This is a genomic window from Lawsonibacter celer (assembly GCF_014281125.1).
In the GTDB taxonomy this organism is placed as follows: Bacteria; Bacillota; Clostridia; order Oscillospirales; family Oscillospiraceae; genus Lawsonibacter_B; species Lawsonibacter_B celer.
The window spans coordinates 247,082-270,990 of record NZ_JACOEA010000002.1; the positions used below are offsets into that span (position 1 = coordinate 247,082).

Below are 23,909 nucleotides of genomic sequence, written 5' to 3' on the forward strand. Positions count from 1 at the left end.
CCGCCCCGCCAGCCGGCGGGGCGGCGCTTTTACAAAGGAGAGTACGACATGTTTCAAGGTTTTTCCCAGCAGACCATCGACTTTATGTGGGGGATCCGCTTCAACAATGAGCGCTCCTGGTTTGAGGCCCACAAGGAGGAATACAAGGCCTGCTTTTATCAGCCCATGCGGGCCTTGGCCGACGAGGTCTATGAGCGCTTTATGGACGCCCACGGGGATCTGGACCTGATGTGCCGGGTCTCCCGCATCTATAGGGACGCGCGGCGGCTCCACGGCCGTGGACCCTATAAGGACCGTCTATGGTTCTCTATGGAGCGGCCGAAGGACCAGTGGATCGCCCAGCCGGTGTACTGGTTTGAGCTGGAGCCTGAGGGCTACTCCTACGGTCTGGGCTACTGGATGGCACCGCCCGTGACCATGGCCAAGCTGCGCGCGCGCATTGACCGGGACCCCAAGCCCCTGGAAAAACTGGTGCGCGCCTTTCACCGCCAGGACGTGTTCACCTTGGAGGGTGAGGACTACAAGCGTCCCAAGGGTGACCCGGGCAAGCTGCTCTCCCCCTGGTATAACAAGCGCGGCTTCAGTCTCAGCTGCGCGCGCAAGCACGACAGCCTGATTTTTTCCCACGACCTGGCGGACATCCTCCTGGAGGGCTATGAGCAGCTGCTTCCCTTCTACCGCTATCTGATGTCTCTGGAGGGGGATCCCGCCCCGGGTCACAATAGCTGACAAAATTTTCAATGCAAGCTCCGCCGCCCACGGCACATACTAACGGCAACAGATCTGGAAAGGCGGCGCAGAACTATGGCTCATCACTCCTGGCAAAAAAAGGGGCGGGCGCTGCTGCCCGCCCTGTTTTTGCTCTTGTCCATCGGCGCGCTGGGCGCAGCGCTGCTGGTCTCCCCCACCGCCGTGGAGGCGGACGCAGGCCTTGAGGGCCAGGTGGAGGCGCCCGCCCCATCCTCCGATTCAGGCGCCCAAAAGCTCATTGCCCTCACCTTTGACGACGGGCCCCGCCGCTCCACCACCACCGCCCTGCTGGACGGCCTGGCAGAGCGGGGGGTGCACGCCACCTTCTTTCTCATCGGCAGCCAGGTGGAGGACAACCGCGACGTGGTGCGCCGCATGGACGGAGAGGGGCACCAGATCGGCATCCACACCTATGACCATGTGAAGCTCACCGGTCTGAACCGGGCGGACTTTGACGCGCAGGTGGATAAGACCCGTGACGTGCTGAAGGCCACCCTGGAGCACAACGATTTTCTACTGCGCCCGCCCTACGGAATGCTGGATGGGAGCGTAAAGGCCTGGGCCGGCTGTCCGATCATCCTCTGGTCCATTGACCCGGAGGATTGGCGGGACCGCAATGCCGCCCGGGAGGTGGAGCAGGTCGTCCGGGAGGCCAGGGACGGCGGCATCATTCTGATGCACGATATTTTCCCCGAGTCTGTGGAGGCCGCCCTTCAGATCGTGGACCAACTCCATGCCCAGGGCTATCTCTTCTGCACCATTGACGAGCTTTTTGCCGCCCGCGGTATTCCGCTGGAGGCAGGGGAAAAATACTGGAATGCCTATCCCTAAGATAAGCCGGGATGGCCGGCGCGCCATAAAAAAGCTTCCGGACCGACGCCGGTCCGGAAGCTTTTTGCGTCTCACAAAAGCAAATAGGACGCCGCTACGCCGGCGGCCAGCAGGCAAAAGCAGATGATCCCCGGATTTTCGAAAAACAGCCTCCATTTCTGCCGCTCCGGCATGGGGTATCCGTCCTTTTGAAACCAGACCTCCCGGGCCAGAGCGATCATGCAACCCACGCCGCCGAACAGGAACAGCAGCACAAGTCCGCCCAGCAGGTAGCCGCTCCATCGCCCCGGCCAGTCCGCCAGCGCGGGCAGTTCGATGCCCGCCAGATTCACCAGCGCGTGAAGCAGCATCGCCTGCCAGAGACACCCGGTCCTGAGCACCACATAGGCGAAAATCAGTCCCAGGGCAAAAGCGTAAAACATCTGATTGAGGTTCCCATGAAACAGGCCGAAACACAGGGCCGAGGCGAACATGGCAAACTTCTCCCCATAGGGGCGCAGGCGGCGCAGCAGCAGCCCCCGGAAGGCCGCCTCTTCCGCCAGCGGCGCCACCACACAGCCCAGCAGCAGATTGAGGACCATGGGGTAATCCCCCAGGGACTCCACGGGATTGGTCACCGGCGCGCCGCGCACCAGCCCGATCAGCCCGATCAGGGCCAGGGTGGCGTAGTTGGACAGGTAAAGGGCGGCCATGGAGATCAGGTACACCTGGAACAGGCGCACCGGAGCCAGAGGGGTCCGCCTCTCCGGCGCGGGGGCCGCGGGCAACGTCCGGATCACCAGGCAGAACAGCGGAAACCCGACCCCGTAGGCGGACACCAGGGAGATCGTCCAGAGGAAGACCGGCTGACCGGCCAGTCCGGGCGCTAGCAGGGCCGCCGCCGCGAAGGCCAGAGTCTGCACCGCCAGCATGCCGCCCATCTGGGCCAGCAAGGCCCCTCCCATGCGGGAAAAGACCCCGCAGTGGGTCCGCAGTATCCGCGCCTCCTGGGGCGTAAGCCTGCGCTTTGGCTCCTCCATGCCGCCCTCTCCTCTCTCTTTGCTGTGGTCCCATTATAGCAGGCTCGGTCCGGACAGGCAAGAGGGGCGGCTCCTCGGCTCCTCAGAACCAGCTCCCCACCGCCAGCAGCTCTTGGGCCAGGCTCTCCCGGTAATCCCGAGCTGAGGGGTCCAGACTGTTGATCACCACCCTGCCGCTCAGCGCGGTGGCGTGCACATAGCGCCCCTCCCCCAGATAGAGGGCCACATGGCCCGGAAAATAGAGCAGATCGGCCACATCCATGCGGGCGCGGTCAATGGCGTGGATGGGAAAGCCCTCCTCAATTCTAGCGTCCCGGTAGATGAGGATGCCCTGAAGCAGATAGGCCATGGCGGTCAGGCCGGAGCAGTCCAGCCCCAGTGGCGTCTTGCCTCCCCAGCGGTACTGCACCCCCAGGTACCCCAGCGCCCCGTCCGCAATGCGGCGGCGCAGCTCCACCTCGGGCAGCACAGGTGGATTTTCGTAATATGTCCCCAGATAATCACTTTTCGTATACCCGCTTCTGCCGTCCGGGAGGCGCACCCGCTGCCAGCCGCCCGCGTCCGGCTCCCCCACCGGGGACACCAGGCAGCCCCGCACCAGCGTGGTCACCGGCCAACACTCCACCGCCGGACCGCTGAGCACGTCGGCCGCCGCCTGCAGCACCAGGCGCTTGGGCAGCGCCGCCCAGCGGGCGGCCCGCGCGCCGGTGGCTACTTCCTCCGCACGCACATAGCCCTCATAGCGGTAGTGGGTGCGCAGGCGCACCCAGCCCGGATTGGGGAAGTCCAGCACCTCCGCCGGCCAGCCCAGAAGCGCCTCGTCTGCCCGGGGACAGCAGGGCTCCGGCCGGCTCATCAGTTCACAGATGGGGACATTGATGACTGCATCCATAAAAGGCCTCGCTTTCTCAGGAAATTTGTGGTATGCTGTAAGAAAAGTCCGTTCTTTCGGACCCTTCTCATGGGATACTGAATGTGGAAGGGGGAAGTTTTATGGCAAGAAGTTCCAATCAAAAGCTCAAGCTCCTGGCCCTGCGCCAGATCCTGTTGGAGCGCACGGACGAGGACCATCCGCTCACCGTGCCCGAGCTCATCGACGCGCTGGAGCAGCAGGACATCAGCGCCGAGCGAAAAAGCATTTACGACGATATGGAGGCCCTGCGCACCTTTGGCCTGGATGTACTCAGCCGCAAAGGCAAATCGCCCGGCTGGTTTGTGGGGGAGCGGCCCTTCCAGCTGGCCGAGCTCAAGCTGCTGGTGGACGCGGTGCAGTCCTCCCGCTTCATCACCCAGCGCAAGAGCAGCGACCTGATCCGCAAGCTGGAGTCCCTGGCCAGCGTCCACCAGGCCCGCCAGCTCCAGCGGCAGGTGTACGTGGACCGCCGGGTCAAGTCCATGAATGAGAGCGTGTATTACAACATCGACAAGCTGCACGCGGCCATCGCGGCCGGCCGGGCCATCACCTTCAAATACTTTGAGTACAACGTCCGTAAGGAGCGGGTGTTCCGCCGGGAGGGAAAGCGCTACGCGGTCTCCCCCTATGGACTGATCTGGGACGACGAGAAATACTACCTGGCGGGCTATGACCACCGCGCCTGCCAAATGCGCCACTACCGGGTGGACAAAATGGCTGAGCTGGCGGTGACCTGCCTGCCCCGGCAGGGGGACGAGTCCTGCAAATCCTTTGACCTTGCATCCTATTCGCAGAAGCACTTCGGTATGTTCAGCGGCCGGGAGGGCCAGGTCACCCTCCGGTGCCAAAACCGCCTGGTGGGGGTGGTATTGGACCGCTTCGGACAGGAGAGCATCCTGGCCCCCGACGGGGAGGAGCACTTCACCGTCACCGTCCCGGCGGTGGTCAGCCCCCAATTTCTGGGATGGGTATTCGGGCTGGGGGACGGAGTAAGGCTCACCGCCCCAGGCTGGGCGGTGGAGGCCTTCCAGTCCCATCTGACCTCGGTCCAGGCCCAGTATGTATGAACAAAAGCCTGTCTGAAAACGGGATCACCGTTTTCAGACAGGCTTTCTGCCCGGCGGAAGGTCCTTCCGCCGGGCTGTTTTTATTCCCAGCGCTCCCATACCTGGGGGCAGTAACCCACGGTGGCCTGCCTTCCATTGCGGACAATGGGGGTTTTCAGCAGCTTCGGGTTTTCCAGCAGCTTTTCCAGCTTATCCTCGTCATAGGCCAGGTACTTCAGCAGGGCGGCGTCCGGATGTTTCCAGCTGATCAGTTCCTCCAGCCCCACGGCGTTTTTGACGCTTTTCAGCTCGCCGGGGCTGATGCCGTATTTCACCAGGTCCACGGCCTGAAATTTGATCCTCCGCTCTTTGAACCACCGCTCGGCCTTTTTGGTGTCAAAGCATTTGCTCGTTCCAAAGATCTGAATGTTCACCCTTTACTCCCCCACATAGGCAAAGCGGGGGCCGGCATAGCCGTCCCGCTCCACCCGCTCGTTCCACATGGCCGCCGGGCGCACCCAAATACCCTGCTCCCCGTAGAGGGCCTGGTAGACCACCATGGGCTCCCGGGTCTCTGAGTGGCGGGCCGTGCAGAGCACCCGGTATTCGCCGCCCTTGAAATGGCGCCAGCGCCCCGGTCGAATTTTATCCATAGCCGGACTCCTCTCTCACGGGTCAAGGGTAAAGAAATGTCCCACCCGATTCTTTTTATCAAAAATATTGTTGTACTGCAGCGTCTTGTACTCCTCTACCGCGGCAGAGAGCGCCTCCGGCAGGGGATCCTCCAGGGCGTACCACACCCCCGCCGCGTCCCTCAGCCCCATGGCGTTAACCACGGGCATCTGCTCGTACAGCCCCTTCAGGAACTGCTGATAGCCCGTCATGGGCAGGTTCGCGGTATCCATGAGCAGCGTCGACAGGTAGTTCAGGGACAGCTCCACGCCCTCGGCCTCCGGGATGTCATAGTTGGCCCACAGCAGGAAGGGCACCATCTGCTTTTTCTGAGCCGTGGCCAGGTCCGGATTCTCCCCCAGCACATCGGCGTAGAAATTGGTGGCCACCTGGGGCTGGTGGTCGCCGAAGAGCAGAATCAGCGTGGGCTCCTCCACCTGAGAGAAGTAGTCCACCAGGTACTCCAGGGCCTGATCGCTCTGGTAGATCAGGGACAGATACTGGTTCACCGTGGAGAATTTGCCCTCAAACTTCCCGGTGAGCCACGTGGTGCGCGGCAGCCCATTCCAGGACATGGTGTAGCCGCTGTGGTTCTGCATGGTGATGTTGAACAGGAACAGGCGCTCCCCCGGCTTCTTCTCCTCATACATGCGCACCAGATTTTCATAGTCGCTCTGATCGGTGACGTAGCCCGTGCTCGCATCCCCGCGCATGTAGGTACGGTTCTGGAAATCCTGCTCAAAGTACATCTCGTCAAACCCGAAGTCCGTATACACGGGAATCCGGTTCCAGCCCGAGGAGCGGTAGGGGTGAGCGGCCACGGTGCGGTAGCCCAGGGTCTTCATCTGGGCCGTCAGCGTGGGGTCCCCGTCGGAGACGAACATCTGGTAGGGCACGGTGCTGGGGGGCAGGAACACCGTTGTGTTGCCGGAGAGGAACTCATACTCCGAATTGGCGGTGGTGCCCCCAAAGACAGAGGAATAGGCATAGCCCTTGATGGTATTTTCCGTCAGGGAGCGGTAGAAAGGCATGGCATCCTGATTGGTCTCCACCCCGGGCAGCACGCTCAGATCGGAATAGGACTCGTTCATAATGACGATCACATTGACCGGCTGCTCCCCCGCCTCCGCGAGGGCGGAGGCGGAAAGGGCAGACTCCGAGGGGGTCTGCCCGGCCAGGCTCTCCAGCCGGCCGGCGGAATATCCCTCCGGCTTATCTACGCGGCTGTATTTCAGGCAGACGGAAAAATTGAGAAACAGGCCGTTGCCCCGGGTGGTCCACAGGGAGGGCTCAATGCCCAAGCGCTCCACAAAGCCGGTGCCGAAGAAGATCCCCAGGTAGACCGCCCCGGTCGCCGCCCAGGTCAGAAAGAGCTTCCAGGAAAACTTTTTCCGCTTCTCGTTGGGCAACAGGGAGATCAGCAGGATGTAGGCCAGGACAATCAGTCCCGTCATCACCTGGGTGCGGTCCAGGGTAAAGTCGTAATTGCCCGCCACATTCGCCGCGGTGCCTATGCTGAGAAAATCCGCGGGCAACAGGGCGCGACCCCGGAAATTCAGCAGGTAGCGGTTGGCCAGGCCCCATCCCCAGGAGATGCCGATACAGAATTTGATGGCCCCGGACATGCGCCCCCTCAGAAAATAAAAAAACGCCTCGCCCAGGTAATACCAGACCAGATTGAGGGCAATCTGCGCGGCGGTAAATTCCGTCCACGGGTCGTTATAGTTGAGTTCCTCCACCAGGGTCAGGGCCACCAGCGGGGTCACAATCAGCAGTACCCAGGTGATCGCCAAAGACTGCCGGCGGCTGAGCGCCAGGTGGGGATAGCCCCTCCGCCTCCGGGAGGGATGTTCAGGCTGAACGGAAAGCTCTGTGCTCATTTCATTCCTCTTACGCAGCGATAACAATTTCTTTACAAAGTGGGATTATACCACAGAAGGTGGAAAACGCAAATGCGTTTTCCACCTTCTTAAGGAATTCTTCATAACCCTTTAGATCTTTTCAGGAATCGCACGCAAGGGCGGTCCCTCCAGCCTTAAAATCCGGTCACATCGGGCAACCGTCTCCACCTCGTGGCTGGAGAGCAGCACGGGTACGCCCAGGCCCCGGATACGGGAGAGGATCCGCCCCGCCCGCGGGGCGTCCACGCCGGCAAAGGGCTCGTCCAGAAGATACACGCCTCCGCCGCAGGCCAGACAGCGTGCCAGAGCCAGCCGCCGCTCCATGCCCCCGGAGAGGGCGGCGGGACGGCTGCGGGCCTCTCCCTCCAACTCCACCAGCTCCAGCCACATGCCGGCCTCCCCTCGCCGGTCCCGGGACAGCACGTCGGCAATGTGCTGCTCCGCCGTGCGCCACGGGAACAGACGGTCCTCCTGAAAGAGGATCGCCGCCGGTCCAGGAAGAGTCACACGCCCGGTCTGCACCGGCTGCAGGCCGGCCAGTGCCCGCAGCAGAGTGGTCTTGCCGCACCCAGAGGGTCCGGACAGGGCGGTGACGCCCTCCTCCGGCGCCTCCAGGGTGAACCGGTCCAAAACCAGCTTTTCCCCAAAACGTACAGTAATATTTTCGCAGAAGATCACACCCGTGCCCCCCTTCCCAGCCGCCGGAACAGGAGTCCAAGCACGGATTCCAGCAGGAAGCTCAGTGCGATCACCACAATGGTCCACGCAAAAAGAGAGGTCGTCTCCAGGGTGATCTTGGCCCGGTAGAGCGCCGTGCCGATGGCCAGAGCCGGCTGGCAGAGCACCTCGGCGGCCACCCCCGACTTCCAGGCCAGGCCCAGGCCGGTGCTGCACCCGCTGGCGAAGTAGGGAAACACAGAGGGGAGATACACCAGCCGCAGGGTCCTTCCCCGGCTGAAGCGGTAGGCCCGGGCGGCCTCCAGCAGCAGCGGGTCGGTCTGGGTGATTCCCCTGCGCACATTGCCCCACAGCACCGGGAGCACCATCAGCGCGGAAATAATGGCCGGCACCCGCCCGGTGGGCGCCCAGAGGAGCACCAGCACGATGAAGGATGCCACCGGCGTGGCTCGAATCACCTTGACCGCCGGGCTGAACAGCCGGTCCGCCCATTGGCTCACGCTGGAGAGGGCGGCCAGGGCGCAGCCCAGCAGGACCCCTGCGGCAAAGCCGCCGAAGATGCGCCCCAGGCTCATTCCCGCGCTGCGCCAGAACGCCCTCTCCCCGGCCAGCGCAAAGAGCCGCTCTCCCACGGCCAGAGGACCGGGAAGCAGCAGCTCTTTTCCCACCGCCAGCGCGGCAAGCTGCCATACCCCCAGCCAAAAGGCCAGGGGTATGGCGGCGCGCAGCAGCGTTCTCCCGACGGAATTACGGGATATAGTAGAAGTTGTCATCGGGGATGGAACCTCCGATCGAAGTGGGGTCGGCGGCGAAAAGTACCTCGTAGTAGTCAGAAATCTCCTTCAGACTCTCCCCGTCCACATAAAACAGGTTGGCCTGGGGAATGGCGGCCTTGGCAATGGCGGCCTTGGGAACAATTTCGTACTGGGCCATGAGCTCAGCTGCCTCCTCCACATGGTCGTTCACATAGAGAATGGAGGCCGCATAGTCCCCCAAAATGCCGGGCACCAGTGCGCTGTTTTCCTCTAGCCAGGCGGTGCGGGCCACCAGGCAGCCCATGGTAAAGGTGCCGGCGGCGCCGGACTCGGTCCAGGCATCGTTCAGGTCCACCGCGTCCCGCACGTCCTGATTCTGAATCATCACGCTGGTGGCGGCGGGCACCGGGAGCATGCACAGGTCGATCTCGCCGGAGGCCATCAGGGCGGTGAGCTCATCGCTGGCCTTCCACTCGATGGCCACATCCTGGCCGGGGACCAGCCCATTCTTCTCCAGCAGATAGTTGAGCACATACTCCGGATTGGAGCCCTGCCCAGTGGCGTAGAGGGTCTTGCCCGCCAGATCGGCCAGGCTGTGCACCGTGTCGCCGTTCTCCAGAATGTGGAGCACGCCCAGGGTGTTCAGGGCCAGGAGCTTGATGCTGTCGTTGTCCTTATTGTACAGGGTCGCCGCCAAGTTGGTGGGCACAGCGGCAATGTCCAGCTCGCCGTTAATCAGCTTGGGCACAATATCCGTGGTCGGGTCGGAGCCCAGGGTAAGGCTGTAGTGCACCGTGGTCTCCCCTCCGTCGTTGTCCGAGAGAAGCTTGGCCGCACCCATGCCGGTGGGCCCTTTGAGCAGTCCCAGGTTCACCGTGGCCTTTTCCGCGGCAGAGGTGTTTTCCGGTGTGGGCTCGGCAGTGGGCTCCGGGGTGTTGGCGGCAGTGGGGGAGGGCGTGGGCGTGACCTCCGCGCCCTTCTGGGCGCATCCCGCAGCCAGAGCCAGCACCAGGATCAGACTCAGGGCCAGGGCAATTCCTTTTTTCAGCTTCATGGTTTCTCCATTCCTTTCTGTGATTCCGATCTCAATGGGTTTTCGCACTATACCTGTCTCAGCGCCTCCTGATCCAGGATTTGCACGCTCCGCCCCTCCCGCCGGATGGCGTGCAGGGCCTCCAGGGCGTCAAAGGCGCGGTAGAGAGACGCCCGGCTCACGTTCAGCCGCCGGGCCAGTCCGGTGGCGGAGCACTCCGGCTCCACCCGCTCCCCCGCCTGCCGCTCCAACAGGTATTGGGCAAGCCGGCGCTCCGCGCTGCCGGCGGAAAGGGTCTCAATCTTCTCATTGAGAAAGCGGATGCGCCCGGAGAGATAGTAGACATAGCTGCGCCCCACCTCCGGGAATCGGGCCATCAGCTCCTCCACAAGCGCCTGCGGCAGCAGAAGCACGCTGCAGGCCGTCCGCGCGGTCAGGGTGGTGGCATAGTCCGGCCGGTCATTGAACAAAGCCGCCGCCCCAAACAGCGCCCCGGGGCGGAGCACGCTGATAATCAGCGCGCCTTTACTCACCTGTACCTCGCCCTCCAGCAGAATCCCGAGACACCGCTCAAAGCGCTCCGGGGTATAAATGACCTCGCCCCGCTTGACCCGGCGGCAACGGGCGCGCCGGTCCGAGAAGGCCAGCTCCACCGCCTCGCTTGGCGCATGTTGAAACAGAAATGTCCCTCCCACCAGAGATCGATGGGCTTCACTGAGCACAACAATCCCCCATTTCTGTCTCAAATGATACAGTTATTTTAGCAGAGTTTTGGAAAAAGTCAACTGCCGGAGGAAAGAATTTCAGAAAACGGGACCCTTTTTTTCATTCCTTCATAGAATAGGCTAACAAAGGACCAAAAAGGAGGTCACACCATGGCCAATCGCAGCAATTGCCGCTCACAGCGCGGCGGAGACCCCAACCGAGCCCGGGCGGAGGCCCAGGCCCGGGCCATCATCGCCCAAAAGCGGGCCGCAGCCCAGCCAGAACCGGAGGAACCCATGAACCGATACATCTACCCCATCCCCCAGCCGTCATCGTCCTGCCCGCCGCTCTCCTGCTCTGCTCAGGTCTGCCTGGAGCGTATTCTGGAGGCACAGGAGCGCCAGACCGAGCTGCTTTCCGAGCTGCTCACCGCAGTTCAGGCGCTGACCGCCGCCGCGCTGGTTCCGCCCACCGGTTCGAATTCTTAAAATATTCTAAACTTCGAACATTTTCTCTTGCGGTGCGCCGCCTGATTGGATATACTAGGGATTGTTTACTGTTGACATAATACCGGACCATTCACCAAAGAGAGAGGCGATCCATCATGGCCAGAACACGCAGACGTCCCGCCCGCTCCCCCCTTCATCGAGCGGGCAGGGTCCTATATCGGGCAGTGGTCACCTTTTCCGCTGTGATCGTGGTGCTCTTTTGTGCCTATAAACTGGTCTCCCGCCCGCCCTCCATGGCCGCGGGCCCCGCTTCCACCCCCGCGGCGCCCGGCCTGGACACCGCCCCGCCCCTGCCGGAGCAGACCGGGGCCCAGGCCGACGTTCCGGTACGCCGCGAGGGCGTCTATACTTTCCTGCTGGCGGCCAGCGACCAGGCCGGAGGCGGCGCGGACACCATCATGGTGTGCACCTATGACACGGTGGAGCAGAAGGTGGGCCTGGTCTCCGTGCCCAGAGACACGCTGGTACAGAGCGGCAAAATCAACGCCCTCTATAATAAGGGCGTCGACACCTTGAAGGACACGGTGTCCAATATGCTGGGCATCCCTATTGACCATTATGTCACCGTCAACATCAAGGGCTTTGTCAAACTCATCGACGCGGTGGACGGGATTGACTTCAATGTGCCGGTACACATGGCCTACGACGATCCCACCCAGGACCTGCACATCCACTTTGAACCGGGGATGCAGCACCTGACCGGCCAGGAGGCGCTGCTGGTGGCCCGCTGCCGCAAAAATTCTGACGGCTCCGGGACGTATCCCAATAATGTATATGACGCCTATCCCGACGCGGACATCGGGCGCACCCGCACCCAGCAGCAGATCATCGCCACGGTGCTGAAAAAGGTTCTCTCCCGGCCGGACAGGATCACGCAGGTGGTGGGGGCCCTGATGGAGCATGTGGACACCGATCTCTCCCTCTCCAACGTGCTCTGGCTGGCGGAGCCCGCTCTGGGGGTGGATCTCTCCGCCGATCTGACCACCGCCACTCTGGCGGGCGACGGCAACACCTACTATCCCGGCTGGGGCAAGTGGTGCTACCAGCTCTATCCGGAGCAGGCCCTGGAGGTAGTCAATACCATCCTCAATCCCTACGACCGGGACCTGACCCTGGAGGACATGAATATTTTCCAGTATCAATGATAAAACGCTCCCCCGGCAGGTGCCGGGGGAGCGTTTTATTCGTTCAGTGCAGCAGGTCCGGCCCTTCCAGGTTCATCTGCCGCTTACGGGAGGCGGAGAAGTCCAGCTTTTCCGCCAGGCGCGCCGTATCCCCCGAGACAAGCGTCTCCCGGTAGGACTGGAGGTTGCCGATCAGCCGGTCCACCACCTCCAGCAGGGCCGGGGCGTTCATGGAGAACAATTGGGTCCACAGCCCCACATCCAGCGCCGCCACCCGGGTACAGCCACGGAAGGAGCTGCCCTCAAATCCCCTGCATTCAAAGAGCATGGGGTCGTCACAGACCGAGAGGGCGATCACGTGCATCATCTGACTGGTATAGGCGATGAGGGCATCGTGGGCCTCAGGGGTGGTCTTGTACACGTCCCTGCAGCCAATATGGGCCGCGACGCGCTCCAGCAGGGCCACATGCTCCGCCGTGCTGTTCTCCCGGGGGGTGAGGATCAGATGGGAGCCCTGGAACATCTCGCCGAAGGCGTGTTCAATGCCGGAAAATTCCGTCCCCGCCATGGGGTGGCAGCCGATAAAATCCACTGTGTGGGGCAGCACCTCCGCCCCCTTCATAATGGCGGTCTTGACGCCGCAGACATCCGTGACCAGCGCCCCCGGCTTGAATTGCGCCCGGTACTCCTCCAAAAAGCGGACGATGCCGCTGGGGTGAAGGGCCAGCACCACCACGTCGGCCTGGGAAATGACCTGCCCCGCCTCCCCGGTTACCCGGTCGGCCACGCCGTGCTCGGCGGCGTAGCGCAGAGTGGGCTGTGACACATCCACGCCCACGATCTCATAGTCCTCAAAACCCTTCAGCGCAATGGACAGAGAGCCGCCAATCAGGCCCAGGCCCACAATGACGATGGTCTTTTTCATGGTATCACTCCTTGATTCGGAGGGCATACGCCCTCCGGGATGCCCGATCCGCCTCCGGAACGGGGCGGATCGGCTTACACCTCCCGCCCCACGCAGCGGGCCATGTCCCCCACCTTGCCCATCAGCTGGGAGAACTGCTCCGGGGTGATGGACTGCGCGCCGTCGCACAGGGCGTTCTTGGGGTCGTTGTGGACCTCGATGATCAGGCCGTCCGCCCCGGCGGCAATGGCCGCCAGGCTCATGCGCTCCACCATCCAGGCCTTGCCGCAGGCGTGGGAGGGGTCCACCACCACCGGCAGGTGGGAGAGCTGCTTCACCGCCAGCACGGCGGACAGGTCCAGGGTATTGCGGGTAAAGGTCTCAAAGGTGCGGATGCCCCGCTCACACAGGATGACCTTCTGGTTGCCGCCGGCCATGATGTACTCCGCAGACATGAGCCATTCTTCGATGGTGGAGCTCAGACCCCGCTTGAGCAGGATCGGCTTGGTGGTGCACTTGCCCAACTTCTTCAGCAGATCAAAGTTCTGCATATTCCGGGCACCCACCTGGATCACGTCCACACACTCCTCGAACAGCTCGATGTACTCGGTGCTCATGATCTCGGTGACGATGGGCAGGCTGGTGGCCTCCTTGGCCTCCTGAAGGAGCTTGAGCCCCTCGCACTCCAGGCCCTGGAAGGCGTAGGGCGAGGTGCGGGGCTTAAAGGCCCCTCCCCGCAGGGCGGACGCGCCAGCGGCCTTGACCGCCTGGGCGACCCCCACAATCTGGCTCTCGCTCTCCACCGAGCAGGGGCCGGCGATCACCGCCAGCTTTTTTCCACCCACTGCGGTCCCGTTGCCCAGGTCGATCACCGTGTCGTCCGGGTGGTACTTGCGGTTGGCCTTTTTGTAAGGCTCGCTCACCCGCATCACCCGCTCCACGCCGGGCAGCTGCTCCAGCATCTCCAGATCGACCTTGGCCGCGTTGCCCTCCGCGCCCAGCACCGTAGTTTCGCTGCCCTTGGAGATATTCACCTTCACGCCGCCGGCCTTCATGGCCAGAATGGCCTCCTGCAGCTGTTCCGGGGTGAACCCCTGTTTCATAATGACTACCATACTGCTTCTCCTTTCACCGCATACAAAAACCGCGGCCGCCCACCTGGGCTGCCGCGGCTACAATTGCGTCTGTACGAGACGGATTGACACCCTGACAGGCCGGCTACGGGCAGGCAAAAGCTCCGCTATTCCGGTAATAGCGGTAATACCCGTATCCGTATTCCTGCCGTCTTTTCACGCGTTTCACGCTCCTTGTGTTGTACTTTAACACTTTTACCTATTGAAGTCAAGGATTATTTTGTTCCTTTTTCTGTAAAGCCCTCAGATCACGCTTGAATTCCTAGCAGTCCTGTGGTATTATATCCCTACAAAAAGGTAGGTGTTTTGATGAAAATTTCCACCAAGGGCCGCTATGCGCTTCGGCTGATGCTGGATCTGGCCCTGTACAGCGGCGGCAGCGCCGTACCCCTGCGGGATGTAGCCGCCCGGCAGGAGATTTCCGACAAATATCTGGAGCAGATTGTCACCCAGCTCTCCCGGGCCGGCCTGGTCCGTTCCATCCGCGGGGCGGGCGGCGGCTACCTGCTCACCCGCGCCCCGGAGCAGTACACCGTGGGGGAAATTCTGCGGGTTCTGGAAGGCACTCTGTCCCCGGTGAGCTGTGCCGACGGCACCGACTGCTGCAGCCGGGCGGACCGCTGCGTGACTGTGGAGGTCTGGCGGGAGATTCAGGCCGCCGTGGATGGGGTGGTGGACCGCATTACCCTGTCCGACCTGGTGGACCGCTATCACAAAAAGTGCGCAGCCCAGAAGGCATAGGACCCCATATGGCCGCGGCGCGGTGCATCGCTGATGCACCGCGCCGTTTTTGCTTCAGATCCGCTCCAGCCGGGGCCCCAGCCGCGACAGCAGCTCGTTCGTGATGGTCCCGGCCGCCTGAGCCGCCTCCTCGGCGGCAATCACCCGATCTCCATCCCGGCCGATAAAGGTGGCCACATCCCCCGGGGCCACGCCCGGGATGCCGGTCACGTCCAGCAGCAGCTGATCCATGCAGATCCGTCCGGCCACCGGGGCGTACCGCCCCCGGACCAGCGCGCCCCCCGCGCCGCAGGACAGGCTTCTGGGGTAGCCGTCGGCGTAGCCCAGGCCGACCACGGCCACCACTGACGGCCCCTCGGCCGTAAAGCTCCCGTCATAGCCGGCACACACTCCGGACTCCAGGGTGCGCACCTGGACCACCCGTGCCCGCAGGGAGAGCACCGGGTGCAGCCGGGGCGTGAGCGCCGTATGCTCCCCGGGGGCGCTCAGCACGCCGTAAAGGGCGATCCCGGCCCGCACATAGGCGCAGGGGAGCTGCCCGTAGTTGAGCAGGCCGTAGCTGCTTTGAATGTGCAGCGCGCCGGGAGAGAGTCCCATATCCTGCACCACTCCGGCCGCGGCATAAAAGCGGCGCACCTGTTCCCGTGTGCGGGCCTGGTCCTCCGGCGTCAGCCGCTCCGCCGCCGCCAAGTGGGTGAACATGCCGGTCACTCTGAGGTTCCGGGTCGTGTAGATCCGCTGCAGCTCCTCCCGGTCCGCCCAGGAAACGCCCAGCCGGTGCATGCCCGTGTCCACCTTGCAGTGGACCTGGATGGGAAAGCCGGTCCGGTCCAGCAGGCGGGCGTGCTCCCCGCTTACCACCGTCTGGGTCAGCCGAAAGCGGGCCAGCAGCGGGGCGGCCTCCGCCCCTGAGTACCCCAGCACCAGGATGAGGCCCCTCACGCCGCTTTGGCGCAGGCGCACGCCCTCCTCCGCCGTGGCCACGGCGAAGTCCTCCACCCCGGCCTGCCGGCAGATGCGCGCCACCTCCAGGTCGCCGTGGCCATAGGCGTTGGCCTTGACCACCGCCATCAGCGCACAGCCCTGGGGGAGCAGGCTGCCCAGCTGGTCCAGATTGTGCCGCAGGGCGGCCGTATCCAGCTCGATCCAGGCCCTGGCGCCGTCCCGGTGACGCATGGAGCGATGCCGCCGGGGCAGGACCGCAAAAGGCAGGGAGAGCAGAGCCGCCAGAAGCACCACGGCGGCATAGTGCATAAGACTGTTCTCCACCAGGAGTCCCGTGAGGCCCAGGATCTTCGCCCCGCCGCGCACCAGCACGATGCACAGGGGATGCAGGATATAAAACGCCCCTGTAAAGGGACGCAGCTTCGGCCGCTCCGGCAGGTCCAGCGCCCGCAGCCAGCGCAGCAGAAACCAGACGCACACGGGCAGGGAGAGGTACAGCGCGTCAAAGCGGGCCAGGGCATAGCGCCGTATCACAAGCCCCTCGACCGTCAGCGCGGCCAGGGACAGCAGCAGTGCCAGCCCCAGCCGGCCCGCGCTCCGCCCCTCCTCCCGCCGGGCCAAAGCGCCCCCCAACAGCAGAAAGAGCGGGGCGAAAAACAGCCCGTTGCGAGTATAGGTAAAGCAGTGGAACAGCACGTCATACGCCGCCCTCAGTGGTGGGAGGGCAGCCGTCAGGGCATAGTAGCTGTCTCCCAGCAGGCCCAGGCCGTAGAGGACCCCGCAGAGCACCGCCGCCCCCCGCGCGCCCAGCTTCCCCAGGAAGAGGGGGCACAGCAAAGCGCCCAGGAGCACGGCGGGAAAGTACCACAGGTGGTAAAACGTCCCGTCAAAGATCAGATCGCGGGCCAGCCGCCCCGGCAGCCCCTCCGGCTGGAAATACCCGCTGTAGGCCAGCACGGGCAGGTAGAGCAGGGTGGAAAGGCCGTAGAGCAGCGCTGTTTTCTTCAGAAAGCGCGCCAACACCCCCCGCTCCGTCCGCCGCGGCAGGAGAAAATAGCCGGTCACAGCAAAAAAGAAGGGAACCGCCAGCCGGGCCAGCACGTCGGTGAGCAGGTCGTTGGCCTCGGTGCTCAGGGAGAGCAGCGGCCCTGTGTGGACCGCGGCCACCAGGAGGGCCGCCGGGAGGCGGAACCAGTCAAACCCGCCGGTGCGGCGGCAGGCGGGGCTCATCCGGCGTCCCTCCACAGGGTAAGCACAACGCCCTCGCCATTGGTCTGGGAGCACTGACAGGGGATGTGGGAGGGCAGACGGGCCTCCAGCCCCTCCAGGCGAGCGGCGGGAACATGATACACCTCAAAGTTCCGCCCGGCCGCCCGGTAATTCAGGTGAGGGCCCTGCTCCGGAAATGAGCGCAGCCAGTCCAGATATTCCTCCAGCACCAGCCCCCGCTCCTCCATCAGCCGGGCGTGGGGCCAGCCCACATAGCGGAAGTGCCATGGCTCATACCCGATGCCCGTCACCTTCTCCTTTCCCCTGGGATAGCGCAGCACAAAGCCGTAACCCGCCGCCAGCCGGCGCAGCCGCCCGCATGCGCCGGTCTCGGGAAAGGAGGGACACAGGAAGTCCACGTCCGGCACATTCTCCCCCAGGTCCACGGCCAGCCCGGTCTGATGTTCACTGCAGCCGGGGCGGGCCACATAGGTCTGAGTGAAGGCCGTGCCGTGCTCCGCCAGGGCGTCCGCCCAGATCATTTCCTGCTCCCGCCGGGGGCGATAGCCGCTCACCGGCAGCACCGCGCCGCGCCCCCCGGCGGCGGTGAGCAGCTGGTCCAGCATCACCTTGGCCCGGACATGGAGCTTCACCTCCGGAAAGCGGCTGTCCACGGGCAGGAGCTCCTCTGCGGGCGGCTCCTCTGCCAGGGGATGTGCCTCATTCACCAGAAGCAGCGTGCTCACCGGAATGGACCAGACCCCCCTCATAGCTCCACCGCCAGTCCAATCAGGGTGTCCAGCAGCTGGGGAAAGGGTAGTCCCACGGCCTCCATCATACTGGGGTAGCGGCTATGTGCGGTAAAGCCGGGGATGGTGTTTACCTCATTGAATACCAGCCGCCCCTCCGGCGTCAGGAACAGGTCCACCCGGGCAAAGCCGGTACACTCCAGGGCCTGGTAAACCCGCAGGGCGGTGTGCTGCACCCGGGCCTCCTGCTCTGGGGAGATGCGGGCGGGCATGTGGATGACGGAGGTGACCAGGTGGTATTTCTCCGTGTAGTCGAAAAAGCCCCCCGCCAGCTCGATCTCGTCCACCCGCCCCGTGGTGGGGGGACAGGTGCCCAGCACGGCACAGCCCACCTCAAACCCGGGCACCGCCTCCTCCAGCACCACTTTCCCGTCGTGCTCCAGCGCGGCCATGACCGCCCCCTCCAGGTCCTCCGGCCGCTCCACCCGGCTGATGCCGAAGGAGGAGCCCGCCCGGGCGGGCTTGACAAACAGGGGCCAGCCCAGGCGCCCCGCCCGCTCGGGCAGCACGGCCAGGTCCTCCCCGGCCCGGAATACGGCGGAGCGCGGCACCTCCACCCCGGCGCGGGCGGCCAGCTGGTGGGCCACATCCTTATCCATGCAGAGGGCGGAGGAGAGCACGCCGCAGCCCACCACCGGGATGCCCGCCAGCTCCAGCAGGCCCTGTACCGTGCCGTCCTCCCCGTTCCTGCCGTGGAGCACGGGGAAGGCCGCGTCCAGCCGGATGGTCGTCACGCCGGCGGGGGCAATCATCATCAGCCCATGGAGCCCCCGGTCGGGTGAGATCAGGGCAGGCGTCGTGTGCCGCTCATCCAGATGCCAGGTGTCGTCCAGCAGGGCGTCCACGGAGCCGGTATAGCGCAGCCAGCGGCCATCCCGGGTGATGCCCAGGGGCACGGCCTGATATTTTTCCGGGTCCAGGTGGGTGAGTACCGCATGAGCAGACTGAAGGGAAACCGGGTATTCGGTGGAGCGGCCGCCGAACAGTACCGCCAGCGTGAGCTTTGTCATAAAAACGCCTCCCAAATTGCTTTGTTTTATCATAAACAAAGCATAGCAGGGGTTTTTTAAGACAAGCCGTCCAAACCCTTACGATATTCTGAACCACTTCTTACGATTCCGGAAAAGCAAAGGCGCGGTCCATATGGACCGCGCCTTTGCTTTTTGCTGTGCTCAGAATACGGCCACCACCGCGCCGCCGTAGGTCTGGCCGATGAACTCCTTGACCTCCTGACTGCACAGGGCCGCGGCCAGGGCCTGGATGGCGGGATCGTCCTCCCGGCCCTCCTTGACCGCCAGCACGTTGACATAGGCGGTGCCGGCGGTGCCCTCGGCGGATTCGATGGCCAGAGCGTCGGACACCTTCAGGCCGGCCTGAATGGCGTAGTTGCCGTTGATGACCGCCAGGTCCAGGCTGTCCAGGGAGCGGGGCAGCTGAGCGGCCTCCAGCTCCTGGATGTCATAGTTGTGGGGATTCTCCGCAATGTCCAGCTTGGTGGGCTCCAGCCCCACGTCCTCCTTCAGGGTGATGAGGCCCTGCTCCTGGAGGAGCAGCAGGGCGCGGCCGCCGTTGGTGGGGTCGTTGGGCACCCCAATCGTGGCGCCGTCCTGGAGTTCGGCCAGGCTGGCGGTCTTGCCGGCATAGATGCCGAAAGGCTCGTAGTGCACATCGGCCACGCTGACCAGATGGGTGCCGTTCTCCGCGTTGAAGTTGTTCATATAGGTGATGTGCTGGAAGTAGTTGGCGTCAATTTCGCCCTCCTCCACAGCCAGATTGGGCTGGATGTAGTCGGTAAACTCCACCACCTCCAGCTGGATGCCCTGCTCTGCCAGCAGGTCCTTCACCACGGCCAGGATCTCGGCGTGGGGCGTGGGGGAGGCGCCTACCTTCAGGGTGACGGTCTCGCCGGAGGGGGTGCCGGTGGCAGGGGCTGGGGTCTCGCTTCCGGAGGGGGTGCTAGGTGCAGGGGTGTCCGCCGTGCCGGAGCCGCTGTTTCCGCAGCCGGCCAGCAGGCCGAAGGCCAGGGCGCCGGACAGGAGCAGGGATACAAGCTTCTTCATGGTTCATTTCTCCTTTTCATTGTTCCTCAAAAGAGGTAGTGTTGCCCAAATCAGAGCACAAAAAAACGCCCTTGAAATACACTTCAAGGACGAGAGCCTTTGGGGCTTCGTGGTACCACCTTGCTTCACCCTCTGCCTCACAGCAGGGGCCTTATGGAGTACAGCCATACTCCTGCGCGCTGACGGGCGCTCCCGTCGCAGCCTGTACGAAATCGCTTCCGTAGTCGGTGCGCCGCTCCGAGACCATGTTCCGCCGGACCTTCCGTGCCCGTTCCCACCATACCGGGCTCTCTGTGACGTATCTTCCGGCCTACTCTTCTCTTCCTCGCGTTTGTAGGGCGTGATTCAGTTCCGCTTTGGTTGCATTTAGTTTACAACCGGATCGCACATCTGTCAACCGCATATTCTGCATAAAAAAGAGGGACTGGAAAAGAAAAAACTTTCCCAATCCCTCCAAACTATCACATACCGCCGGGGCTGCGCTTGTCCCGGTTGATCTGCCGGCTGACGTTCCGGCGGAGCTTCCTGCGGCCGGCCTTGTTGGTGATGCGGTGGTCCGACCGGGTGGCCAGGGAGGTGCCCAGCGCCTGGAAAATCTGCACCAGGATGACGATGAAGATTACCGCGATGAGCATAACCGCGTAGTTGTACTTATTGTAGCCGTAGTTGATGGCGATCTTGCCCAGGCCGCCACCGCCGATAGCGCCCGCCATGGCGCCGTAGCCCAGGATGGTGATGAAGGCGGTGGTAAAGCTGCCCGTCAGGGAGGGCAGGCTCTCGGGCAGGATCACCTTCCAGATGATCTGGAAGGGGGAGCAGCCCATGGACTGGGCGGCCTCGATGATCCCCTTGTCCACTTCCCGCAGGGAGGTCTCCACCAGCCGGGCCACAAAGGGGGCGGCGGCGATGATCAGGGGCGGAATGGAGGCGATGGTGCCGATGCGGGTGCCCAATAGCAGTTTGCTCAGGGGAAGCACCATGAGCATAAGGATCAGGAAGGGCACTGAGCGCAGGATGTTGATCACAAAATTGAGCACGCTCATGACCGGACCGGGCAGGGGACGCACGCCGTCCTCCTCCCCCGCCACCAGCAGCACGCCCAGCACCAGGCCCAGAATACAGGCGAACAGGGTGGCCAGCACGGTGGAGTAGAGGGTGTCCCAGATGCCGCTGCGAAACTCCGCCCAGAGGGCCTCATTGGAGAGTGCCTCTCCCAGGTCTGTCCAGAATTTATCCATGTTCGTCCATTCCCTCCTCCACCATTACGTCCTTTTGGCTTCTGATATAGCTCATGGCCCGGGCCGCCTGCTCCGGGTCCTCGGGCAGGCCCAGCAGGATGTAGCCGAAGGCCTTGCCGTCGATATTCTTGGTGTCCGCGCCCAGGATATTGGCCTTCACCCCGCAGTCGATGGCCAGGCTGGCCACCAGCGGTTCGTAGGCTGAGCCGCCGTTGAACACCACCCGGATGATGCGGCTGCTGGGGAACATCCGGGCCACACGCGCCCCGTCCGGATTCACCAGCTTGCGGCCCTCCTCGGTCTTGGGATTGGAGAATACCTCCTGCACTGTGCCGCTCTCCATCAGCCGCCCGTGGTCCAGAATAGCCACGTGGGAGCAGATCTCCTCCACCACGGCCATCTCATGAGTAATGACCACCACCGTGATGCCCAGGCGCCGGTTGATATCCTGGATCAGCCGCAGAATGGAGCGGGTGGTGGTGGGGTCCAGGGCGGAGGTGGCCTCGTCGCACAGAAGTACCTTGGGGTCGGAGGCCAGGGCCCGAGCAATGGCGATGCGCTGCTTCTGCCCGCCGGAGAGCTGGGCCGGATAGGCGCTGGCCTTGTCGGGCAGGCCCACAAGCTCCAGCAGCTCCAGAGCCCGCTTTCTGGCCTGGTCCGCCGGCACACCGGCAATTTCCATGGGGAAGCAGATGTTTTTCAGGCAGGTGCGCTGCATCAGCAGGTTGAACTGCTGAAAGATCATGCTGATGGACCGGCGCGCCTGGCGCAGCTGAGCCGGGGTCATCCGGCACAGATCCATGGGCCCGGCCTCCCCCTCCACCAGGCCGTCGATGAGCACCTGGCCCGAGGTCGGCCGCTCCAGCAGGTTGATGCAGCGCACCAGGGTGGATTTACCCGCGCCGCTCATGCCCACAATGCCGAAGATGTCCCCATCCCGCACAGTCAGACTGATGTTTTCCAGCGCCTGGAAGTCCCCGTCCGCCGTCTGAAAGGTCTTAGACAGGTTTTTTAATTCGATCACAATTCCGTTCTCCTTTGCTTCCACACACAACTTTTGCAGGGAAAAGGCTCTGATGATTCATTAAATTGTATGACGAATCGGGCCTCCTGTCAAGTATAGGGCCGGTTTTGGGCAGAAAATGCCCCCTCCTGTCCGGGCAGGAGGGGGCACGGGTGCGCAGGGCTCAATGGTGGCTACAGCAGCTGTCACAGCAGCCGTCGCAGCCCGCGCCCACAATGGGCACCGGATCAATGCCCTGACGGGTGTAGTAGTCGGACAGAGCGGCCTTGATCGCCTCCTCGGCCAGCACGGAGCAGTGGAGCTTCTGGGGGGGCAGTCCGTCCAGCGCCTCGGCTACGGCCGCATTGGTCAGCTGCAGGGCCTCCTCAATGGTCTTGCCCTTTACCAGCTCAGTGGCCATGGAGGAGGTGGCCACGGCTGCGCCGCAGCCGAAGGTCTTGAATTTCACATCCTGGATGACGCCGTTTTCAATCTTCATGGTCATCTTCATAATATCCCCGCACTTGGGGTTGCCCACCTGACCCACCGCGTTGGCATCGGGCACCTCTCCCATGTTGCGCGGATTGGAGAAATGGTCCATTACCTTTTCTGAGTACATATCGTCACATCCTTATCCATAAATTAGAGTAAGCGTCTGCACAGCGCAGAGTTGCTTCCGGTGCTTCAGCCCTCCCAGAGGGGGGACATCTCCCGCAGCCCCGCCACCACTTTGGGGACGGTCTCCAGCAGATAGTCCACGTCCGCATCGGTATTCTCCCGCCCCAGGGTCAGGCGCACCGAGCCGTGGGCGATCTCATGGGGCAGGCCGATGGCCAGCAGCACATGAGAAGGGTCCAGGGAGGCGGACGAACAGGCGGACCCGGAGGAGGAACAGATGCCCGCATTGTCCAGCCGCAGGAGAATGGATTCCCCCTCAATGCATTCAAATACAAAGGAGGCCGAGCCGGGCAGCCGGCCGTCCCGCGGACCGGTCAGGCGGGACTTTGGGATCTGCAGCAGGCCGTCAATGAGCCGGTCCCTCAGGGCGCACAGGCGCGGCGCCTCCGTCTCCAGTCCGGCAGCCGCCTCCTTCAGCGCGGCGGCCAGCCCCACCGCTCCCGCCACATTCTCCGTACCGGAGCGGCGGCCCTTCTCCTGGCCGCCGCCGTGAATCAGGGGCGGCAGGCGCAGGGGCTTGCGCATATAGAGCACACCCACGCCCTTTGGGCCGTGAAACTTATGCCCGGACAGGGAGAGCAGATCCACATTCCACGCCTCTACGTCCACCGGGATATGGCCCACGGCCTGCACCGCGTCGGTGTGAAACAGCACCCCCGCCCGGCGGGCAATTGCTCCGATTTCCCCAATGGGCTGAATGGTGCCGATCTCATTGTTGGCCGCCATAATGCTGACGAGAATGGTGTCGGGGCGCAGGGCGGCCTCCACGTCCGCCGGACTGACCCGTCCCTGGGCGTCCACCGGCAGGTAGGTCACCTCAAAGCCCTGCTTCTCCAGATACTGCGCGGTATGGAGGACGGCGTGGTGTTCGATGGCAGAGGTAATGATGTGCTTCCCCTTCTTCCCCCGCAGCTCGGCCACGCCCCGCAGGGCCCAGTTGTCCGACTCCGTGCCGCCGGAGGTAAAGTAGATCTCCTCCGGCTTTGCATTCAGGCAGGCGGCCACGTCGGCGCGGGCCTGCTCCAGGGCGGCTTTCGCCCGTCCGGCAAAGCGATACAGGCTGGATGGATTTCCATACTCCTCTTTTAAATAGGGAAGCATGGCGTTCAAAGCGGTATCGGACAGGGCGGTGGTTGCCGCGTGGTCCGCATAGACAAATCGAGACATACGCTCAGGCTCCTTTCGGTAATTCCTTTTAAAATACTTAATTCCTATATGTTTACTATGATTATAAGAGTCCTTTTCCATTCTGT

At 63.4% G+C, this 23,909-nt stretch carries 25 protein-coding genes; 6 read left to right on the plus strand and 19 right to left on the minus strand.

Going from position 1 to position 23,909, the window contains the following annotated elements:
• The first annotated feature begins 48 nt into the window (after positions 1 to 48).
• Together H9Q75_RS05920 and H9Q75_RS05925 are read left to right on the plus strand one after the other, a co-directional pair.
• Complete coding sequence (locus H9Q75_RS05920; RefSeq protein ID WP_186565255.1) at positions 49 to 729, plus strand: DUF2461 domain-containing protein; 681 nt, start codon at positions 49 to 51, stop codon at positions 727 to 729.
• Between the two features lie 75 nt (positions 730 to 804).
• A complete protein-coding gene (locus H9Q75_RS05925) occupies positions 805 to 1,581 on the plus strand; it encodes a polysaccharide deacetylase family protein (protein WP_186565256.1) in 777 nt (258 codons plus the stop codon).
• 71 nt (positions 1,582 to 1,652) lie between these two features.
• Here H9Q75_RS05925 and H9Q75_RS05930 read toward each other — a convergent pair whose 3' ends face one another.
• Positions 1,653 to 2,600, minus strand: a complete 948-nt coding sequence (locus H9Q75_RS05930) for a CPBP family intramembrane glutamic endopeptidase (protein WP_186565257.1) — start codon at positions 2,598 to 2,600, stop codon at positions 1,653 to 1,655.
• 82 nt (positions 2,601 to 2,682) lie between these two features.
• On the minus strand, positions 2,683 to 3,492 hold the full coding sequence (locus tag H9Q75_RS05935) for a C40 family peptidase (protein WP_186565258.1): 810 nt from the start codon (positions 3,490 to 3,492) through the stop codon (positions 2,683 to 2,685).
• A gap of 101 nt (positions 3,493 to 3,593) precedes the next feature.
• Between H9Q75_RS05935 and H9Q75_RS05940 the strand changes: the two genes are divergently transcribed.
• Positions 3,594 to 4,580, plus strand: coding sequence for a helix-turn-helix transcriptional regulator (locus H9Q75_RS05940; protein ID WP_186565259.1), 987 nt, complete (start codon positions 3,594 to 3,596; stop codon positions 4,578 to 4,580).
• Positions 4,581 to 4,660: 80 nt separating this feature from the next.
• Here H9Q75_RS05940 and H9Q75_RS05945 read toward each other — a convergent pair whose 3' ends face one another.
• The 7 genes from H9Q75_RS05945 to H9Q75_RS05975 form a co-directional block, all read right to left on the minus strand.
• Positions 4,661 to 4,993: an ArsC/Spx/MgsR family protein gene (locus H9Q75_RS05945; RefSeq protein ID WP_186565260.1), complete on the minus strand. Its 333-nt coding sequence runs from the start codon at positions 4,991 to 4,993 to the stop codon at positions 4,661 to 4,663.
• A 3-nt stretch (positions 4,994 to 4,996) separates the two neighbouring features.
• Positions 4,997 to 5,212 (minus strand): DUF1653 domain-containing protein, encoded by a 216-nt coding sequence (locus H9Q75_RS05950; RefSeq protein WP_186565261.1) that lies wholly within the window; start codon positions 5,210 to 5,212, stop codon positions 4,997 to 4,999.
• 15 nt (positions 5,213 to 5,227) lie between these two features.
• Positions 5,228 to 7,111: an LTA synthase family protein gene (locus tag H9Q75_RS05955; RefSeq protein ID WP_243200704.1), complete on the minus strand. Its 1,884-nt coding sequence runs from the start codon at positions 7,109 to 7,111 to the stop codon at positions 5,228 to 5,230.
• A gap of 111 nt (positions 7,112 to 7,222) precedes the next feature.
• Entirely contained in the window at positions 7,223 to 7,810 is a 588-nt protein-coding gene (locus H9Q75_RS05960) for an ATP-binding cassette domain-containing protein (protein WP_186565262.1), read from the minus strand.
• Entirely contained in the window at positions 7,807 to 8,583 is a 777-nt protein-coding gene (locus H9Q75_RS05965; protein ID WP_186565263.1) for an ABC transporter permease, read from the minus strand. Before H9Q75_RS05965 ends, H9Q75_RS05960 begins: the two co-directional genes overlap by 4 nt.
• A complete protein-coding gene (locus tag H9Q75_RS05970; RefSeq protein WP_186565264.1) occupies positions 8,558 to 9,619 on the minus strand; it encodes an ABC transporter substrate-binding protein in 1,062 nt (353 codons plus the stop codon). The genes H9Q75_RS05965 and H9Q75_RS05970 overlap by 26 nt, the downstream gene beginning before the upstream one ends.
• Positions 9,620 to 9,666: 47 nt before the next feature.
• On the minus strand, positions 9,667 to 10,320 hold the full coding sequence (locus H9Q75_RS05975; protein WP_341480912.1) for a Crp/Fnr family transcriptional regulator: 654 nt from the start codon (positions 10,318 to 10,320) through the stop codon (positions 9,667 to 9,669).
• Positions 10,321 to 10,473: 153 nt separating this feature from the next.
• On the opposite strand from H9Q75_RS05975, the gene H9Q75_RS05980 reads away from it, so the two are divergent.
• Both H9Q75_RS05980 and H9Q75_RS05985 read left to right on the plus strand, forming a co-directional pair.
• Positions 10,474 to 10,791, plus strand: coding sequence for a hypothetical protein (locus H9Q75_RS05980; protein WP_186565265.1), 318 nt, complete (start codon positions 10,474 to 10,476; stop codon positions 10,789 to 10,791).
• Between the two features lie 116 nt (positions 10,792 to 10,907).
• Positions 10,908 to 11,957, plus strand: a complete 1,050-nt coding sequence (locus H9Q75_RS05985; protein WP_186565266.1) for an LCP family protein — start codon at positions 10,908 to 10,910, stop codon at positions 11,955 to 11,957.
• 43 nt (positions 11,958 to 12,000) lie between these two features.
• On the opposite strand, the gene H9Q75_RS05990 is transcribed toward H9Q75_RS05985, so the two are convergent.
• Positions 12,001 to 12,861, minus strand: coding sequence for a prephenate dehydrogenase (locus tag H9Q75_RS05990; protein ID WP_186565267.1), 861 nt, complete (start codon positions 12,859 to 12,861; stop codon positions 12,001 to 12,003).
• A 74-nt stretch (positions 12,862 to 12,935) separates the two neighbouring features.
• Positions 12,936 to 13,955 (minus strand): 3-deoxy-7-phosphoheptulonate synthase, encoded by a 1,020-nt coding sequence (gene aroF / locus H9Q75_RS05995; RefSeq protein ID WP_186565268.1) that lies wholly within the window; start codon positions 13,953 to 13,955, stop codon positions 12,936 to 12,938.
• Positions 13,956 to 14,282: 327 nt separating this feature from the next.
• Here aroF and H9Q75_RS06000 point away from each other — a divergent pair, with 327 nt between their 5' ends.
• Positions 14,283 to 14,714, plus strand: coding sequence for an RrF2 family transcriptional regulator (locus tag H9Q75_RS06000; RefSeq protein WP_186565269.1), 432 nt, complete (start codon positions 14,283 to 14,285; stop codon positions 14,712 to 14,714).
• A 54-nt stretch (positions 14,715 to 14,768) separates the two neighbouring features.
• On the opposite strand, the gene vanT is transcribed toward H9Q75_RS06000, so the two are convergent.
• From vanT to nifS, 8 genes are all read right to left on the minus strand, one after another.
• The gene (gene vanT / locus H9Q75_RS06005; protein ID WP_186565270.1) at positions 14,769 to 16,889 is read right to left on the minus strand and encodes a serine racemase VanT catalytic subunit; all 2,121 of its coding nucleotides are present in this window, start codon (positions 16,887 to 16,889) and stop codon (positions 14,769 to 14,771) included.
• Positions 16,886 to 17,638: a D-alanyl-D-alanine carboxypeptidase family protein gene (locus H9Q75_RS06010; RefSeq protein WP_186565271.1), complete on the minus strand. Its 753-nt coding sequence runs from the start codon at positions 17,636 to 17,638 to the stop codon at positions 16,886 to 16,888. Before H9Q75_RS06010 ends, vanT begins: the two co-directional genes overlap by 4 nt.
• On the minus strand, positions 17,635 to 18,687 hold the full coding sequence (gene vanG, locus H9Q75_RS06015; protein ID WP_186565272.1) for a D-alanine--D-serine ligase VanG: 1,053 nt from the start codon (positions 18,685 to 18,687) through the stop codon (positions 17,635 to 17,637). The genes H9Q75_RS06010 and vanG overlap by 4 nt, the downstream gene beginning before the upstream one ends.
• A 162-nt stretch (positions 18,688 to 18,849) precedes the next feature.
• Positions 18,850 to 19,737 (minus strand): MetQ/NlpA family ABC transporter substrate-binding protein, encoded by an 888-nt coding sequence (locus H9Q75_RS06020; protein WP_186565273.1) that lies wholly within the window; start codon positions 19,735 to 19,737, stop codon positions 18,850 to 18,852.
• 461 nt (positions 19,738 to 20,198) lie between these two features.
• Positions 20,199 to 20,975, minus strand: a complete 777-nt coding sequence (locus H9Q75_RS06025) for a methionine ABC transporter permease (RefSeq protein WP_186565274.1) — start codon at positions 20,973 to 20,975, stop codon at positions 20,199 to 20,201.
• On the minus strand, positions 20,968 to 21,999 hold the full coding sequence (locus H9Q75_RS06030; protein ID WP_186565275.1) for an ATP-binding cassette domain-containing protein: 1,032 nt from the start codon (positions 21,997 to 21,999) through the stop codon (positions 20,968 to 20,970). Before H9Q75_RS06030 ends, H9Q75_RS06025 begins: the two co-directional genes overlap by 8 nt.
• Before the next feature lie 163 nt (positions 22,000 to 22,162).
• The gene (gene nifU, locus H9Q75_RS06035; RefSeq protein WP_186565276.1) at positions 22,163 to 22,597 is read right to left on the minus strand and encodes a Fe-S cluster assembly scaffold protein NifU; all 435 of its coding nucleotides are present in this window, start codon (positions 22,595 to 22,597) and stop codon (positions 22,163 to 22,165) included.
• A 65-nt stretch (positions 22,598 to 22,662) separates the two neighbouring features.
• Positions 22,663 to 23,823: a cysteine desulfurase NifS gene (gene nifS, locus H9Q75_RS06040; protein ID WP_186565277.1), complete on the minus strand. Its 1,161-nt coding sequence runs from the start codon at positions 23,821 to 23,823 to the stop codon at positions 22,663 to 22,665.
• Between the last annotated feature and the right edge of the window lie 86 nt (positions 23,824 to 23,909).

Bases quoted from the DNA above. Each gene is read 5' to 3' on its own strand.
- H9Q75_RS05920 (WP_186565255.1), top strand. From the start codon at position 49: ATGTTTCAAGGTTTTTCCCAGCAGACCATCGACTTTATGTGGGGGATC.
- H9Q75_RS05925 (WP_186565256.1), top strand. From the start codon at position 805: ATGGCTCATCACTCCTGGCAAAAAAAGGGGCGGGCGCTGCTGCCCGCC.
- H9Q75_RS05930 (WP_186565257.1), bottom strand. From the start codon at position 2,600: ATGGAGGAGCCAAAGCGCAGGCTTACGCCCCAGGAGGCGCGGATACTG.
- H9Q75_RS05935 (WP_186565258.1), bottom strand. From the start codon at position 3,492: ATGGATGCAGTCATCAATGTCCCCATCTGTGAACTGATGAGCCGGCCG.
- H9Q75_RS05940 (WP_186565259.1), top strand. From the start codon at position 3,594: ATGGCAAGAAGTTCCAATCAAAAGCTCAAGCTCCTGGCCCTGCGCCAG.
- H9Q75_RS05950 (WP_186565261.1), bottom strand. From the start codon at position 5,212: ATGGATAAAATTCGACCGGGGCGCTGGCGCCATTTCAAGGGCGGCGAA.
- H9Q75_RS05955 (WP_243200704.1), bottom strand. From the start codon at position 7,111: ATGAGCACAGAGCTTTCCGTTCAGCCTGAACATCCCTCCCGGAGGCGG.
- H9Q75_RS05965 (WP_186565263.1), bottom strand. From the start codon at position 8,583: ATGACAACTTCTACTATATCCCGTAATTCCGTCGGGAGAACGCTGCTG.
- H9Q75_RS05970 (WP_186565264.1), bottom strand. From the start codon at position 9,619: ATGAAGCTGAAAAAAGGAATTGCCCTGGCCCTGAGTCTGATCCTGGTG.
- H9Q75_RS05980 (WP_186565265.1), top strand. From the start codon at position 10,474: ATGGCCAATCGCAGCAATTGCCGCTCACAGCGCGGCGGAGACCCCAAC.
- H9Q75_RS05985 (WP_186565266.1), top strand. From the start codon at position 10,908: ATGGCCAGAACACGCAGACGTCCCGCCCGCTCCCCCCTTCATCGAGCG.
- H9Q75_RS05990 (WP_186565267.1), bottom strand. From the start codon at position 12,861: ATGAAAAAGACCATCGTCATTGTGGGCCTGGGCCTGATTGGCGGCTCT.
- aroF (WP_186565268.1), bottom strand. From the start codon at position 13,955: ATGGTAGTCATTATGAAACAGGGGTTCACCCCGGAACAGCTGCAGGAG.
- H9Q75_RS06000 (WP_186565269.1), top strand. From the start codon at position 14,283: ATGAAAATTTCCACCAAGGGCCGCTATGCGCTTCGGCTGATGCTGGAT.
- vanT (WP_186565270.1), bottom strand. From the start codon at position 16,889: ATGAGCCCCGCCTGCCGCCGCACCGGCGGGTTTGACTGGTTCCGCCTC.
- H9Q75_RS06010 (WP_186565271.1), bottom strand. From the start codon at position 17,638: ATGAGGGGGGTCTGGTCCATTCCGGTGAGCACGCTGCTTCTGGTGAAT.
- vanG (WP_186565272.1), bottom strand. From the start codon at position 18,687: ATGACAAAGCTCACGCTGGCGGTACTGTTCGGCGGCCGCTCCACCGAA.
- H9Q75_RS06020 (WP_186565273.1), bottom strand. From the start codon at position 19,737: ATGAAGAAGCTTGTATCCCTGCTCCTGTCCGGCGCCCTGGCCTTCGGC.
- H9Q75_RS06025 (WP_186565274.1), bottom strand. From the start codon at position 20,975: ATGGATAAATTCTGGACAGACCTGGGAGAGGCACTCTCCAATGAGGCC.
- nifU (WP_186565276.1), bottom strand. From the start codon at position 22,597: ATGTACTCAGAAAAGGTAATGGACCATTTCTCCAATCCGCGCAACATG.
- nifS (WP_186565277.1), bottom strand. From the start codon at position 23,823: ATGTCTCGATTTGTCTATGCGGACCACGCGGCAACCACCGCCCTGTCC.